Raw genomic sequence first — 14,678 nt, forward strand, 5'->3', positions numbered from 1 at the left:
CCGTCCCGCGCCCGGCCCGGCTCCGCGGTGGTCGCTCCTCAGAAGACCGCGACCGGGGCCACCGGTGTGCCGGTGGCGCCGACGAAGGGCTCCGGCATGGCGGAGAGCAGGAAGCCGTAGCGGTTCGACTCCGCACACGCGGTGGACAGGCCTTCCAGATTCCAGTTCTGGCCCTGGAGCATGCCCATCTCGACCAGATCCAGCGCGTGCACGCCCAGCCACAGACCGTCGATCTCCGGCGGGAAGATCTCGAAGGTCAGCGTGTCATTGGCGACCGCGGCCACATCCCGGGCCCTGAACCACTCGGGCGTCCGGATCGAGAGCCCCGGTGACGGGTACCCGTACGCGTGTTTGTCCCCGGCCAGATAGACCTGCGTCTGTCCGGTCCGTACGAGAACGATGTCCCCGGCACGCACCCGCACCCCGGCCAGCTCCTCGGCCGCGTCCAGGTCGTCGGGGGTGACGGCGTGACCGCCGGGCAGCCGGTCCAGTCCGTGGGCGCGGGCCACGTCGAGCAGCACCCCGCGCGAGACGAGGTGCGGGACCTTCTCGATGCCGCTGAACCTGGCCCCCTCGTGTGCGGTGATGCTGTCGGCCGGGCGGCCGTTGTAGATCTTCCCGGAGTGCGAGACGTGAGTGAGGGCGTCCCAGTGGGTGGCGGTCTGGAGGCTCAGGACCGCGGTGTCGTCGCTGGTGGCGACGGTACCGGGACCGAACAGCTCCTGATTGATCTGCACCATGGTGTGCAGCGGGTTGATCCGCCCCTGGATCAGCCCGCTCTGCACGCCGTCCTGCTTGAGCGCCAGTGCCAGCGGCACCCGCCGCCCGGTACGGACGGTGGCCGCCGCCTGACGGACCACCTCGTCGGTGATGAGGTTGAGCGTCCCGATCTCGTCGTCCGCGCCCCAGCGGCCCCAGTTGTTCACGCGCTTGGCGATGTCGTGGAACTCGTCCGGCAGTGACATGGAGCCTCCTGGGGCTTGTGCCGGTGGACCTGATGACCCATAGAATCTAACGGTCCGTCAGAAACCGCGGGAAGGGGCCGGCATGGGGAACTTCTTGGCAGGCAAGGTGGTGGCCGTCACGGGTGCCGGAAGGGGCATCGGACGGGCGGTCGCGCTCGCCGCGGCGGCCGAGGGGGCGAGAGTCGTGGTCAACGACTACGGCGTCTCCATCGAGGGCGGCGAACCCGCCAGCGAGATAGCCGAGTCCGTCGTCAAGGAGATCGTGGCGGCGGGCGGTGAGGCGGTCGCGGTGGCCGACGACATCTCCACCATGGCAGGCGGCCAGCGGGTCGTGGACACCGCCCTCGAGCGGTTCGGGCGTATCGACGGGGTGGTGTGTGTGGCCGGCATCCTGCGTGAACGGATGCTGTTCAACATGTCCGAGGCGGAGTGGGACCCCGTGGTCGCCACCCACCTCAAGGGCACCTTCACCGTCTTCCGGGCCGCGTCCGCGGTGATGCGCAAGCAGGAGGGCGCGGGCACGCTGATCGGCTTCACCAGCGGCAACCACCAGGGCAGCGTCGCCCAGGCGAACTACAGCGCCGCGAAGGGCGGGATCATCTCGCTGGTCCGCAGCGCGGCGCTGGGCCTGCACAAATACGGAGTCACGGCCAACGCGGTCGCGCCGGTGGCGCGTACCCGGATGTCCGCCAACGTGCCCATGGAGCTCAAGGAGATCGGTGAGCCGGAGGACGTGGCCGCGCTCGTCGTCTACCTCCTCAGCGACCGGGCCCGAGCGGAGAGCATCACCGGCCAGGTGTACACGATCGCGGGCCCGAAGATCGCGGTCTGGGCCCAGCCGAGGGAGCTGCGCGCGGGGTACGCGGAGGGGGCCGCCTGGACGCCGGAACGCATCGCCGACTTCCTGCCGGGGACGGTGGGCACGGACCCGATGCCGATGCTGGCGCAGCTGGAGGCGATGGCGGAGGCGGCGCGGAATGCGAAGCGGCGTGGTTCCAGCCCCTCCGGCGATTGAGGAGCGGGGGTCCGGGGGCGGAGCTCCCGGGTGTGGGCTCGTCGCCGGGGCGCTGCCCCGGGCCCCGGTCCTCAATCGCCGGACGGGCTTGAGATGGGCGGTGCCCCGGACAGTCGGGCGGGCCCGGGATGGGCGGCCCCATACACGCCCCCTATCGAAAGGACGCAGCGTGGACTTCACCTTCGGCCCCGACGACGCCACGTTCCGCGAGGAGGCCCGCGCCTGGCTGGAGGCCCATCTCGTCGACGAGTACGCGGCGGCCATCGGCGCCGGCGGTCCGGGCAGCGAGCACGAGGGCATCGCGGTCCGGCGGGCCTGGGAGCGCGAACTCGGCCGAGGCGGCTGGATCGGCCTCGGCTGGGAGGACGGCGGCGAGGCGGCCGGCGGCCGGCGGCGGGCCACGCTCACCCAGCAGGTCGTCTGGGCCGAGGAGTACGCCCGGCTCCGGGCCCCCGCCCGCGTCGGCCACATCGGGGAGAACCTGCTCGCCCCGACCCTCATCGCCTACGGCAGCAAGGAGCAGCGCCACCGGTTCCTGCCGCCCATCGCACACGGTGAGGCCCTGTGGTGCCAGGGGTACAGCGAACCGGGCGCCGGGTCGGACCTGGCGGGGGTGCGGACGGCCGCCGTACGCGATCCGGAGCGCGGCGGATACCGCGTGACGGGCCAGAAGGTCTGGACGTCGCTCGCCCAGGACGCCGACTGGTGCTTCGTGCTGGCCCGTACCGAAGCCGGTTCGCGGCGCCACCACGGGCTGTCTTTCCTGCTGGTGCCGATGGACCAGCCGGGCCGGATCGAGGTGCGGCCGATCCGGCAGATGTCGGGGACCAGCGAGTTCAACGAGGTCTTCCTCGACGGGGCGCGCGCCGAGGAGGTGGTCGGCGGCGAGGGCAACGGCTGGACCGTCGCCATGGGCCTGCTCGCCCTGGAGCGCGGCGTCTCCACCCTCGTCCAGCAGATCGGGTTCGCCGCGGAGCTGGACCGTGTGGTCCGGGCGGCCGTCGACAGCGGCGCCACCGGCGATCCGGTCCTGCGCGAACGGCTCGTCCGCCAGTGGGCCGAGCTGCGGACGATGCGCTGGAACGCCCTGCGCACCCTCGGCACCACCACCGACCCCGGCGCACCCAGCGTCGCCAAACTGCTCTGGGGCGGCTGGCACAAACGCCTGGGCGAACTCGCCGTGGAGATCAGGGGAGCGGCCGGAGCTGTCGGCCCGCACGACTGGTCGCCCGGCGCACCGTACGAGATCGACGAGGCACAGCGCCTGTTCCTGTTCACCCGGTCCGACACCATCTACGGCGGCTCGGACGAGATCCAGCGGAACATCATCGCCGAGCGCGTGCTCGGCCTACCGAGGGAGCCGAGATGAGAGGCGTCGTCTTCGACGGCAAGCGGACCGAGGTCGTCGACGACCTGGAGATACGTGATCCGGGTCCCGGCGAGGTGCTGGTCGCGGTGGCCGCGGCAGGCCTCTGCCACAGCGATCTGTCGGTCATCGACGGGACGATCCCGTTCCCGCTGCCGGTGGTGCTCGGCCACGAGGGCGCCGGGGTGGTCGAGGCGGTCGGGGCCGGAGTGAGCCACGTGGCGCCCGGCGACCACGTGTCGCTGTCCACGCTCGCCAGCTGCGGCGCCTGCGCCCAGTGCGACCGGGGCCGGCCGACGATGTGCCGCAAGGCGATCGGGATGCCGGGGCAGCCGTTCTCGCGGGGCGGGCAGCCGCTGTACCAGTTCGCGTCCAACTCGGCGTTCGCCGAACGGACCCTGGTCAAGGCCGTGCAGGCGGTGAAGATCCCGGCGGACCTGCCCCTCACCTCGGCGGCCCTGATCGGCTGCGGGGTGCTGACGGGAGTCGGAGCCGTACTGAACCGGGCCAAGGTCGACCGGGGCGAGAGCGTCGTCGTGATCGGCACCGGCGGCATCGGGCTCAACGTGATCCAGGGCGCCCGGATCGCGGGCGCGCTGACCATCGTCGCGGTCGACTCCAACCCGGCGAAGGAGGCGGTGGCCCGGCAGTTCGGCGCCACACACTTCCTGACCTCGGCGGACGGCGTCAAGGAGATCCTGCCCAGCGGCGCCGACCACGCCTTCGAGTGCGTGGGCCGCACCGAGCTGATCCGTACCGCGATCGACCTGCTCGACCGGCACGGCCAGGCGATCCTGCTGGGCGTACCGGCGGCGACGGCCGAGGCGTCGTTCCTCGTCTCGTCGATGTACCTGGACAAGTCGATCCTCGGCTGCCGCTACGGCTCCTCACGCCCGCAGCGCGACATCGCCCTTTACGCGGACCTGTACCGGGAGGGCCGGCTGCTGCTGGACGAACTCGTCACCGAGACCTACCCGGTGGAGGACTTCGCCAAGGCGGCGGACGACGCGCACCACGGGCGGGTGGCACGGGGGGTGCTGGTGTTCTGAGGACGGGGAGCCGGCGGGGAGCCCGCTCAGCAGCGGTCCCCCGCCGTCGCCCGGAAGGTCCGGCGGTACGTCGTCGGCGACACCCCCAGCGCCGCCTGGAGGTGCTGCCGCAGTGAGGTGGGCGTCCCGAAGCCGGCGTTGCGGGCGATCTGGTCGATCGACAGGTCGGTGGACTCCAGCAGCTGGCGGGCCCGCTCCACCCGCTGCTGGGTCAGCCACTGGACCGGGCTGATCCCGACCTCCTCGCGGAACCGGCGGGTGAACGTCCGGATGCTCATCGACTCCTGCTGCGCCATGTCGCGCAGCAGGATCGGCCGTTCCAGCCGCCCCAGCGCCCAGGCCCGCGCGGTCGTCGTCCCGGCGATCTGGGCGTCGGGCACCGGGCGCTGGATGTACTGCGCCTGGCCGCCGTCGCGGTGCGGCGGTACGACGGTGCGCCGGGCGACGTCGTTGGCGATGGCGGTGCCGTGGTCGCGGCGCACGATGTGCAGGCAGAGGTCGATACCGGCGGCGACCCCGGCGGACGTCAGGACGTCGCCGTCGTCGATGAACAGCACGTCGGGGTCGACCCGGACCGCCGGGAACAGCTCCTGGAAGTGGTCGGCGGCCGACCAGTGGGTGGTGGCGGGGCGCCCGTCGAGGTAGCCGGCGGCGGCGAGCACGTAGCCGCCGGTGCAGATGGAGACCATCCGGGTGCCGGGCCTGATGTGCGCGAATGCGGCGGCGAGTTCGTCGGTGAGCCGGCCCTCGGTGTAGACGGGGCCGAGTTCGTAGCTGGCGGGGATCACCACCGTGTCGGCGGTGGCGAGGGCCTCCGGGCCGTGCTCGACGGTGATCGTGAAGTCCGCGTCGGTGTGGATCGGGCCGGGCGCGCGGACCGAGCAGGTCACGACTTCGTAGAGCTTCTCGCCCCGGTTGAGCGGCTCGGTACCGAGCGAACGGCCGAATATCCTTTGGGGGATGCCCAGTTCGAAGGGGAGCAACCCATCGAGGGCGAGAACGACGACTCGGTGCGGCACCGCGGACTCCCTTCACCCACTAGCTGGTATAGACCATAAGCTGATACATGTCATCGGTGTGAAGGAAAAGTCAGCAGACCGCGCGCGCATTCCCGCCGTGGACCGCGAGAACGCTGTGCGTGATGCGCCGCCGGTGCCACTTGTGTCCCCCATATCTCCGGCGTCTCCCGCGTCCCCCGCATCCCCGTTGTCCCAGCTGCCCCCGCTGCCGTATCCGCCCGCCGGGACCGAACCCCTCTGGAACCGCAACTTCCGGCTCTTCTTCGTCGCCCGTACCGCGGCGCTCTTCGGCGACGGAATGATTCCGGTGGCGCTCACGGCGGGCCTGCTGGGGGCGGGGCGCCCGCACTCGTCCGTGGGGTACGCGCTGGCGGCCTGGATGGGGCCGCTGGCGCTGTTCGTGCTCTTCGGCGGCGTGCTGGCGGACCGGTTCACCCCGCGCCGGATGATGATCATCGCCGACACGTTGCGGCTGCTCGGCGCCTCGGCGCTCGCGGTCTCCTTCGCGGTCGGCAACCCGCCGCTGTGGGCGGTCTACTCGCTGAGCTCGGTGGCCGGTGTGGGGGCGGCGCTGTTCCAGCCGGGGGTCGCCTCGACCGTGCCCCGGGTGTCCTCGGACGTGCAGCGTGCCAACGCCGTGCTCAGGGTCTCCGAGGCGCTGATGACCATGGCGGGCCCGGCGTTCGCGGGTGTCCTGGTCGGTCTGGCCAGCGCCGGAGCGGTCTACGCGGCGAACGCCTCGACGTTCCTGGTCTCCGGCATCTGCCTCTTCCTGCTGCGACTGGCCCCGGCCCCCTCCGATGAGGCCCGGCGCGGCACGTTCGTCGCCGAACTGGTCGACGGGTGGCGCGAGTTCCGGGCGCGCAGCTGGCTGTGGGGAGTGATCGCGATCTGGACGGTGTACGGCTTCACCGTGCTCGGCCCGATGCTCCCGCTGACCGCGATCGAGGTGACCGAGGCGCACGGCTCGGGGACGTACGGCGCGATGATGGCGGTGAACGGCGCGGGCAGCGTCGTCGGCGGGCTGCTCGCCCTGCGGCTGCGGCCACGCCGCCCGCTGGCGGCGGGGGCCGTGGCGCTGACCGGGGTGTGCGTGAACCTGCTGGCGCTGGGGCTCGGGCTGCCCGTGTTCGCGCTGGGGGCCGGGCAGTTCATCGCGGGCTCGGCGTTCGCGTTCTGGCTGGTGATGTGGTCGACGACCGTCCAGACGCAGGTGCCGCCGGAGGCGCTGAACCGGCTGCACGCGTACGACGTGGCCGGATCGCTGCTGATGCTGGCGGCGGGCCGGGCGCTGGCGGGCCCGGTCGCGGACCGGGTGGGCGCCCCGGAGGTGCTGCTGGCCGGGGCGGTGATCAACGTACTGGCGGTGGGCGTACTGCTCGCGGCCCGGCCGATCAGGCGGCTGGAGCGGATCAGGTGAGAGGGCGGCGGCCCGGAGCGGGGCCGGAGCGTGGGCGTGGCCCGCGTGCGTACCGGCGCCGCATCGTCGCGGCGGCGGCGGCCGCGGCGACCGTCGCGGCCGGGCTCGGCGTGCGTGCCGTCGCGGCCGGGGATGTCGCCAAGTACGCCGGGGACGCGCTCTACACCGTCCTGATCTGCGCCCTCGTCGCGCTGTGCGCGCCGCGCGCCCGGCCGGTCGCGGTGGCCGGCACGGGGCTGGCGGTCAGCTGGGCGGTCGAACTGCTCCAGCTGACCGGGGTCCCCGCCGCGCTGTCCCGGCACAGCGCGGTGGCCCGGCTGGTGCTGGGCTCGACGTTCAACGCGCCGGACCTGCTCTGGTACGCGGTGGGCGCGGCGGCGGCCTGGGGCGTGCACGCCGTGGCGCTCACTTCTCGCGTGCCCGGTCCTCGGACTGCTGCATCTCGATGACCTGGTGAATGTGTGCGCTGGTCTGCCGGCGCACACTGCCGCCGATGAGCAGTGCCGCACCCAGGACCGACAGCGGCACGGACACGATCAGGATGGTGAGCAGCTCGGACAGGTCCGTGATCTGCTCGCAGACGCGATAGCAGTACGCGTCGGACCGGTCGGCCAGCAGGAAGGCCAGCCATATCCACAGGGCGCAGGCGCCGAGCAGCAGTACGACGCCCCACCTCTGCATCAGTGCGGACCGATGGTGGAATCTCTGAGTCGCGACCCAGTGCATGAGGTCCTCCGAGGACGTGGATGGGGCGGCGCGGGCCCGTCTGCGTACACGGGCCGCCGGAGCAGGTGAGCGTACGCGCAGCGTGAAACGGCTCCGGATGCGGGTCGGTTGGTGCGGCTGCGCTGACCGGTCCACGGCGCCGGACCGGTGTCCGCGTCCCCGCCGGCCCGCTTCCCGGGCGACCGCGGCGGGGGCGCCGGACCCGGGGCTCGATTCGGCGTGGCCCGATTCCTGCGAACAGTGTCCATCGGGCCACTCGTGGGGAGGGGTGCGGTGGCCGGATGCTGAGTGACGTGACCCAGACAACGGAATCTCCCGCCGGGACGCCCGCCGGCGGACCACCCCCGAGGCGCGGCGCCGGCCGCGTATCCACCGCGCGTGGATCGTCGCCGCCGTCACCTTCGTGACGATCATCGGCGGCGCGGCCTTCAACTCCCTTCCCGGGCTGCTCATCGACCCCCTGAACTCGGATTTCGGCTGGTCGCGCGGGGAGATCGGTCTCGCGGTCTCCCTCGACATGGCGCTGTACGGGCTCACGGCGCCGTTCGCCGCGGCGCTGATGGACCGGTTCGGCATCCGCCGGGTCGTGGTCGTCGCGCTCAGCGCGGTCGCCGCCGGGGCGCTGGCCAGCGTCTGGATGACCGCCGCCTGGCAGCTGATGATCTACTGGGGGCTGCTCGTCGGCCTCGGTACCGGCTCGATGGCGATGGCCTTCTCCGCGACGGTCACCAACCGCTGGTTCGTCGCCCGGCGCGGCCTGGTCACCGGCATCCTCACGGCGGCCGGCGCCTCCGGCCAGCTGGTCTTCCTGCCGCTCTGCGCCTGGATCGTCGACCGGCACGGCTGGCGCCCGGCCTCGGTGACCGTCGCGCTCGCGGCCCTGGTCGTCGTCCCGTTCGTCTGGCTCCTGATGCGCGACCACCCGGCCGATGTGGGGCTGGCCCCGTACGGCGGGGAGTACGTGGAGAAGCCCGCGCCCGCGCAGGGTGCGGCGAGCCGGACCGTACGCGTTCTGTTCGACGCCGCCCGCACCGGACCGTTCTGGCTGCTGGCCGGGACCTTCGCGATCTGCGGCGCCTCGACCAACGGCCTGATCCGCACCCACTTCGTCCCCTCGGCGCACGACCACGGCATGCCCATCACCGCCGCGGCCTCCCTGCTGGCCGTCGTCGGGATCTTCGACATCGTCGGCACGGTCTTCTCGGGCTGGCTCACCGACCGCTTCGACGCCCGCCGGCTGCTGGCCGTCTACTACGCGCTGCGCGGGATCTCGCTGCTGTTCCTGCCGTTGCTCCTGCACCCCACGGTGGAGCCTCCGATGGTCTTCTTCATCGTGTTCTACGGACTGGACTGGGTCGCCACGGTCCCGCCGACCCTGGCCCTGTGCCGGGAGCGGTTCGGCGAGGACAGCGCGATCGTCTTCGGCTGGGTCCTGGCCTCCCACCAGGTGGGCGCCGCCCTGGTGGCGTTCCTCGGCGGGGTGGCGCGCGACCACTTCGGCTCGTACGACGTGGTCTGGTACGCGGCCGGCGCGATGTGCGCGATGGCGGCGCTGATGGCGCTGCTGATCCGCCGCGTCCGCGAACCGGCGACCGCCGAAGCCGTGTGAACGGGGGCCGGCCCCCGGGCCCGCTTCAGCGGCCGGAGCGCCCGAACGTCCCGGGCCCGATCAGCGGCTGAAGCGCCCGAACGTCCCCTGGTGGAACAGCAGCGGGCCGTTCCCGTCCCCGTCCGCCGCGCCCAGCGCCTCCACCCGGCCGACCACGATCAGGTGGTCGCCGCCGGTGTGGACGGCCTGGATGCGGCAGTCGACCCAGGCGGCCACGGAGTCCAGCAGCGGTGACCCGGTCGCGGGGGCGGGGCGGTGGGCCACCCCGGCGAACTTGTCGGCCCCGCTGACCGCGAAGGACCGGCACAGCGCGCCCTGTTCCGCGCCCAGGATGTTGACGCAGAAGACCCCGGCGCGGGCGATGCGCGGCCAGGTCGTCGACGTACGGGCGACCATGAACGTGACCAGCGGCGGGTCCAGCGAGAGCGACGCGAACGACTGGCAGGCGAACCCGGCCGGACCGGCCGTGCCGTCGTTGCCGTTCAGATCGAGCGCCGTGACGATGGTGACCCCGCTCGCGAAGTGCCCGAGCACCCGGCGGAACTCGCCCGGATCGACGGGCAGCCGCTCGTCGTCGGAGACGGCCCGCAGGGCCGGGCGCGGCAGTGGATCGACCGGTACCGGGGAGACGGCCGTCGCGGCGCCGACGGACCTGAGGTAGCGGACGGCGGTTGCGGCCATGCCTGCGTGTCCCATCACTCTCCCGATTAGAACTGACGAAGCGTCAGATTGGAAGGGTGCGGACACGGCCTGAAGACGAAAGTCCCTATACGCCCCGGTACTTCGGTGCCCGTCGCTCCACGAAGCTCGCCACGCCCTCGTTGGCGTCCTGCGTGGTCATGTTGACCTCCTGGGCCATGGCCTCGGCGGCGAACGCCGTGGCCCGGTCGGTGTCCAGCGAGGCGTTGACCAGCTGCTTGGTGAGGGCGATCGAACGGGTGGGGCCCTCGGCCAGCCGCTGGGCCCAGGCACGCGCGGTCGCCGCCAGTTCCTCGTCCGGGACGGTCCGGTTGACGAGCCCCAGGCGCTCCGCGTCCCGGGCCGGGAGCGAGTCCCCGAAGAACATCAGCTCCTTGGCACGCTGCGGCCCGACCAGCCGGGGCAGCAGGTACGCGCCGCCACCGTCCGGTACGAGGCCGCGGCGCACGAACACCTCGATGAACTTCGCGGACTCGGCGGCCAGCACCAAGTCGCAGGCGAGGGCGAGATGGGCCCCGATACCGGCCGCCGTGCCGTTGACGGCGGCGATGACGGGCTTCTCGCAGTCCAGGACGGCGGCGATCAGCCGCTGGGCGCCGAGCCGTATCGTCCGGGCGACATCGCCGGGCACCCGGTCGCCGGACACCGGGGCGCCCCGCAGATCGGCGCCGGCACAGAAGCCCCGGCCGGTGGCGGTCAGTACGACGGCCCGCACCCCGGGGTCGGCCGAGGCCTCCGCGAGCAGCGCGATGACGCGTTCGCGCTGGTCCCAGGTGACGGCGTTCATCGCCTCCGGGCGGTTGAGGGTGATCGTCGAGACGCCGTTGTCAGTGGCGTGGAGTATCAATGAATCAGGCGGTCCGGACGGGTCGCTCCGGTCGGTGGTGTCTTCGGGGGAGGACGGCATGAGGCAGCTCCTGGGCAGGTGGCGGGACGGCTTGCGGGGCAGGCGCCGGGGCAGGTGGCGGGCTCGGCGGGGGGAGCGGTGGCGAGGGGGGCGGCGGTGGGGCCGGTCAGCGGCAGACCGCGAGTGCGTCCAGCGCCACCGCGCCCTGCCCCCGCCCCAGCACCATCAGTGGATTGATGTCCAGTTCGCACAGGTCGTCGCCCAGTTCCAGCGCCATCCGCTGCACCCGCAGCACCACTTCCACGAGCGCGTCCACGTCCACCGGCGCACCGCCGCGCACCCCTTCCAGCAGGGCCCGGCCGCGCAGCTCGCCGAGCATCGCCCGCGCCTGGTCCTCACCGAAGGGCGGCACCCGCACCGCCGCGTCGTGCAGCACCTCGACCAGCACGCCGCCGAGCCCGACGGTCACGGTCGGACCGAACAGGGCGTCCTGCGTGACGCCGACCATCATCTCGACGCCCCGCTCGATCATCTGGCAGACCAGGATCCCGTCCAGCTCGACGTCCTCGTAGCGCGCGATGTCGGTCAGCTCGCGATAGGCGTCCCGCACCTGGCTGGCGGAGGTGAGCCCGACCTTGACCAGGCCCAGTTCGGTCTTGTGGGCCAGCTGCGCGCCGGACGCCTTCATGACGACGGGGTAGCCGACCAGCGCGGCCGCCCGGACGGCCGCGGCGGCGCTGGTCACCAACTGCTCGCGGGGCACCCGGATCCCGTACGCCCGCAGCAGCTGCTTCGCCGCGTGCTCGCTCAACTGGCGGCCCGGACGCATCAGCGCCTGCGCCTTGCGGAACGAGGGCGACGGGGTGCGCGGCGCCTCGTCGAAGGGGGAGCGGTAGGACGCGGCGAACCGGTGGTGGTCCTGATAGGCCTTCACGGCGGTGATGCAGTTGCCGAAGGTACGGAAGGTGGCCACGCGCGAGGAGCCGAGCAGCGTCGTGCGGTACGCGTCCTCGGTGCCGACCGGCGAACCCCACACCACGCACACCAGCTTGTCCGTGGCCTCCGCCGCGTCCACCAGGTCCTGCGCGAGTTTGTCGCTCATCGGGGGGAAGGGGCCGGTGATCGGACAGATCAGCACCCCGACCGAGGGGTCCGCGAGTATCGCGTCGATGATCTTCCGGCCACGCCAGTCGCCTACCGGGTGCCCGCCGTTGTCGACGGGGTTCGCCACGTTCAGGTAGCCGGGTATCCAGGTGTGCAGCTCGACCTGCTTCTCCTCGGACAGGACCGGGATGTCCAGGCCCGCCGCGGTCGCCAGGTCCGAGAAGTGCGCGCCCGTGCCGCCCGAGATCGAATACACCACGACCCCGTCGGCCAGCGGTTTGCGTGCCCGCGCCAGTAGGGCGGCGGTGTCCTGGAGCTCGTCCAGACCGTCCACCCGGATCACGCCGAACTGCCGCATCGCCGCGTCGACGACCTGGTCGGCGCCGGTCAGCTTGCCGGTGTGTGACGCGGCCATCCTGGCCCCCGTCTCCGTACGCCCGACCTTGACCGCCACCACCGGGACGCCGGCCCGTGCGGCCCGGTCGGCGGCGAGCAGAAAGGAGCGCCCGTCCTTGAGCCCCTCCACGTAGCAGGCGATGGCTCCGACCTCGGGACGCTGGGAGAAGTACGAGATGAAGTCCGAGGTCTCCAGGTCCGCCTCGTTGCCCGTGGGCGCCCAGTGCGAGAGCCGCACGCCCAGCTCCTGAAGGGTGTAGACGGGGCGCCCCTGGTGGCCGGACTGGGTGATCAGTGCGATCGCCGGCCCCTCCAGGTCGTCCCGGAACTCCTCGAACGCGTTGAGGTTGGTGTTCGGCCCGAGCAGCCGCAGCCCCGATCGCTCCACCGCGGCGGCCAGCCGGGCCTGCGCGGCGGCGCCCTCCGCCCCGGTCTCCGCGAACCCGGACGCGAAGGCGACGGCGAACTTCACCTTGGCGTGGGCGAGTTCCTCGATCACCGGGAGCGGGTCACCGACCAGCAGCACCGCCAGATCCACCTGTTCCGGCAGATCGGACACGGAAGGAGAGCACACCCGTCCGAAGACGGACTCGCGCGTGGGGTGCACGGGATACAGCCGTGCCCCGACCCGTTCGGCCCAGGCGATGAGCTGCCGGGTGATGCCGGTGTTGGGCCGGCCGTCGGTGTCGGACGCGCCGATGACAGCCACGGACTCCGGCCGGAAGAACCGGTCCAGATCCGGCACGGCCGCGTGCAGCGGACGGCCGCTGACATCGAGGTCGCCTTCCGCCGCGGCGGCCGTCATGCTGTGGACGGCGGCGTGCGGCTCCTCGCCGCAGGCCACCACCCTGGCGCGGAAGTCGGTGGTGAGGGTGCCGTGAGTCGATCCAAGCATCGTTCCGCCCACTCCTGCTCGAAGGTCCCCGGCGCTCGTGCCGCCCGGCCGACGTCATGAACTGACGCTCTGTCAGGTTACTGAACTGACGGCCCGTCAGGAATGGGTGTGCAGGCAAAGGCTGAGAGTGGCGCCTCCGGGAGCAGGCGGGCGGGGCCGGGCGCCCCTTCGGGCCCGCCCGGCGATCGGGGGCGCGGCGGCGCCCCCGTAACCCCGCGCCCAGGGGCGGGACCACGGGCTGACTCCTCCCGGCCGCCCCCGGCTCAGCCCGTGCGGGCGAGCTTCCTGGCGATCTTCTCCGCGTCCCGGGCCAGTTCGCGGAGCATGCCGCTGATCGGGTTGGTGAACCCGGTGAAGTAGAGGCCGGGGGCCTGCTTCGGCGTGCGGCCGCCGTGCACCACGGGCCGGCCCCGCGCGTCCAGCACCCCGAGGTGGCCGACCAGCCCCTCCAGGGAGCGCAGATAGCCGGTCGCGGCGACGACGGCGTCCGGGGTGATCCGGGACCCGTCGGCCAGGACCACCTCGCCCTTGTCGAAGGACTCGACGGCCGCCACCGGCACCACGTGACCGGCCTTCACGGCCTTGATCAGCCCCACGTCCTGGACCGGGATCGCACCGTCCTTGACCCGCGAGTAGAGGCCGGTCTCCGGCCGGGGCAGGCCCTGTTCGGCCAGGTCGGGCATCGAGACCCGGGTCAGCAGGCGCCCGGCCCGGTCGACGAGCGCGACCGGCAGCCGGCGCACCAGGATGCCGGTGCCCTGCGCGGGCCAGCCCGCCGTGGAGCGGCGCAGGATGTGCGGAGCGGTGCGCACCGCGAGCCGCACCCGTGCCGCCCCGCCCTCCACCAGGTCGACGGCGATCTCGGCCCCGGTGTTGCCGACGCCCACGACGAGGACGTCCTTGCCCGCGTAGGGGGCCGGGTCGCGGTAGTCGGCGGCGTGCAGGAGTTCGCCGGTGAAGGTGTCGCGCCCGGACCAGTCGGGGATGCGCGGGGTGTGGTTGAAGCCGGTGGCCACGACCACGGCCCGCCCGGTCAGCTCGCGGCCGCCGGTCGCGGTCAGCCGCCATCCGGTGCCGTCCGGTGCCGGGTCGACGCGGGAGACCTCGACGCCGGTCACCACCTCCAGCTCGTGGTGCTCGGCGTACTTCTCCAGGTAGCGCACCACGTTGTCGCGGGACACCCAGCGGCCGAACCGGCGGGGCATGGGCAGCCCCGGCAGGGCGGACCAGCGCCGGGTGGTGTGCAGGTGCAGCCGGTCGTAGTGACGTCGCCAGGACGCGCCGACGTCCCCGGACTTCTCCAGCACGACGGCCCGTTGGCCCTGCGCGCGCAGGGCCGCCGCGGCGGCGAGACCGCCCGGACCGCCGCCGATGACGTAGACGGGCCGGTCCTCGGTGAGCGTGACGGAGGCCGGAATGGGGCTACCGGGGGCAGATGTGCTGTCGGGCATGGTTTGGAGCGTAATCGCGCGCTCTGTTGATGGGTCTCGGTCAAGACCGGAATCGATTGCGAATTGATCACGGGTACGCACCCATGAGCCGGCTGCGGGCTCCTGGGCCTTGCCCGC

Annotated in this window: 13 protein-coding genes; 6 read left to right on the plus strand and 7 right to left on the minus strand. The window is 72.6% G+C overall.

Annotation, left to right across the window (positions count from 1 at the left end):
- Window positions 1-38: 38 nt before the first annotated feature.
- A complete protein-coding gene (locus ACGFU6_RS19510; protein WP_393612318.1) occupies window positions 39-965 on the minus strand; it encodes a cyclase family protein in 927 nt (308 codons plus the stop codon).
- Window positions 966-1,047: 82 nt separating this feature from the next.
- Between ACGFU6_RS19510 and ACGFU6_RS19515 the strand changes: the two genes are divergently transcribed.
- The 3 genes from ACGFU6_RS19515 to ACGFU6_RS19525 all read left to right on the plus strand — a co-directional run bounded on the left by ACGFU6_RS19515 (window position 1,048) and on the right by ACGFU6_RS19525 (window position 4,395).
- Entirely contained in the window at window positions 1,048-1,980 is a 933-nt protein-coding gene (locus ACGFU6_RS19515) for an SDR family oxidoreductase (protein WP_393612319.1), read from the plus strand.
- 169 nt (window positions 1,981-2,149) lie between these two features.
- A complete protein-coding gene (locus tag ACGFU6_RS19520) occupies window positions 2,150-3,349 on the plus strand; it encodes an acyl-CoA dehydrogenase family protein (RefSeq protein ID WP_393612320.1) in 1,200 nt (399 codons plus the stop codon).
- Window positions 3,346-4,395, plus strand: coding sequence for a Zn-dependent alcohol dehydrogenase (locus ACGFU6_RS19525; protein ID WP_393612322.1), 1,050 nt, complete (start codon window positions 3,346-3,348; stop codon window positions 4,393-4,395). The genes ACGFU6_RS19520 and ACGFU6_RS19525 overlap by 4 nt, the downstream gene beginning before the upstream one ends.
- A gap of 26 nt (window positions 4,396-4,421) precedes the next feature.
- Here ACGFU6_RS19525 and ACGFU6_RS19530 read toward each other — a convergent pair whose 3' ends face one another.
- Window positions 4,422-5,414 (minus strand): GlxA family transcriptional regulator, encoded by a 993-nt coding sequence (locus ACGFU6_RS19530; protein ID WP_393612324.1) that lies wholly within the window; start codon window positions 5,412-5,414, stop codon window positions 4,422-4,424.
- Between the two features lie 196 nt (window positions 5,415-5,610).
- Here ACGFU6_RS19530 and ACGFU6_RS19535 point away from each other — a divergent pair, with 196 nt between their 5' ends.
- On the plus strand, window positions 5,611-6,834 hold the full coding sequence (locus ACGFU6_RS19535) for an MFS transporter (RefSeq protein WP_393612639.1): 1,224 nt from the start codon (window positions 5,611-5,613) through the stop codon (window positions 6,832-6,834).
- Window positions 6,831-7,283, plus strand: a complete 453-nt coding sequence (locus ACGFU6_RS19540) for a DUF2809 domain-containing protein (protein WP_393612326.1) — start codon at window positions 6,831-6,833, stop codon at window positions 7,281-7,283. Before ACGFU6_RS19535 ends, ACGFU6_RS19540 begins: the two co-directional genes overlap by 4 nt.
- On the opposite strand, the gene ACGFU6_RS19545 is transcribed toward ACGFU6_RS19540, so the two are convergent.
- Entirely contained in the window at window positions 7,240-7,515 is a 276-nt protein-coding gene (locus tag ACGFU6_RS19545; protein ID WP_393612328.1) for a hypothetical protein, read from the minus strand. The genes ACGFU6_RS19540 and ACGFU6_RS19545 overlap by 44 nt on opposite strands.
- A gap of 448 nt (window positions 7,516-7,963) precedes the next feature.
- On the opposite strand from ACGFU6_RS19545, the gene ACGFU6_RS19550 reads away from it, so the two are divergent.
- Entirely contained in the window at window positions 7,964-9,169 is a 1,206-nt protein-coding gene (locus tag ACGFU6_RS19550; protein ID WP_393612330.1) for an MFS transporter, read from the plus strand.
- Window positions 9,170-9,229: 60 nt separating this feature from the next.
- On the opposite strand, the gene ACGFU6_RS19555 is transcribed toward ACGFU6_RS19550, so the two are convergent.
- The 4 genes from ACGFU6_RS19555 to ACGFU6_RS19570 all read right to left on the minus strand — a co-directional run bounded on the left by ACGFU6_RS19555 (window position 9,230) and on the right by ACGFU6_RS19570 (window position 14,561).
- Window positions 9,230-9,850, minus strand: a complete 621-nt coding sequence (locus ACGFU6_RS19555; protein WP_393612331.1) for a flavin reductase family protein — start codon at window positions 9,848-9,850, stop codon at window positions 9,230-9,232.
- Between the two features lie 85 nt (window positions 9,851-9,935).
- The gene (locus ACGFU6_RS19560) at window positions 9,936-10,775 is read right to left on the minus strand and encodes an enoyl-CoA hydratase/isomerase family protein (RefSeq protein WP_393612332.1); all 840 of its coding nucleotides are present in this window, start codon (window positions 10,773-10,775) and stop codon (window positions 9,936-9,938) included.
- A 106-nt stretch (window positions 10,776-10,881) separates the two neighbouring features.
- The gene (locus ACGFU6_RS19565; protein ID WP_393612334.1) at window positions 10,882-13,110 is read right to left on the minus strand and encodes an acetate--CoA ligase family protein; all 2,229 of its coding nucleotides are present in this window, start codon (window positions 13,108-13,110) and stop codon (window positions 10,882-10,884) included.
- A gap of 263 nt (window positions 13,111-13,373) precedes the next feature.
- Window positions 13,374-14,561 carry a flavin-containing monooxygenase gene (locus ACGFU6_RS19570; RefSeq protein ID WP_393612336.1) on the minus strand — a complete coding sequence of 396 codons (1,188 nt, stop codon included), beginning with the start codon at window positions 14,559-14,561 and terminating at the stop codon, window positions 13,374-13,376.
- Between the last annotated feature and the right edge of the window lie 117 nt (window positions 14,562-14,678).

It is taken from the genome of Streptomyces sp. NPDC048462 (assembly GCF_043200175.1).
Lineage (GTDB): Bacteria > Actinomycetota > Actinomycetes > Streptomycetales > Streptomycetaceae > Streptomyces.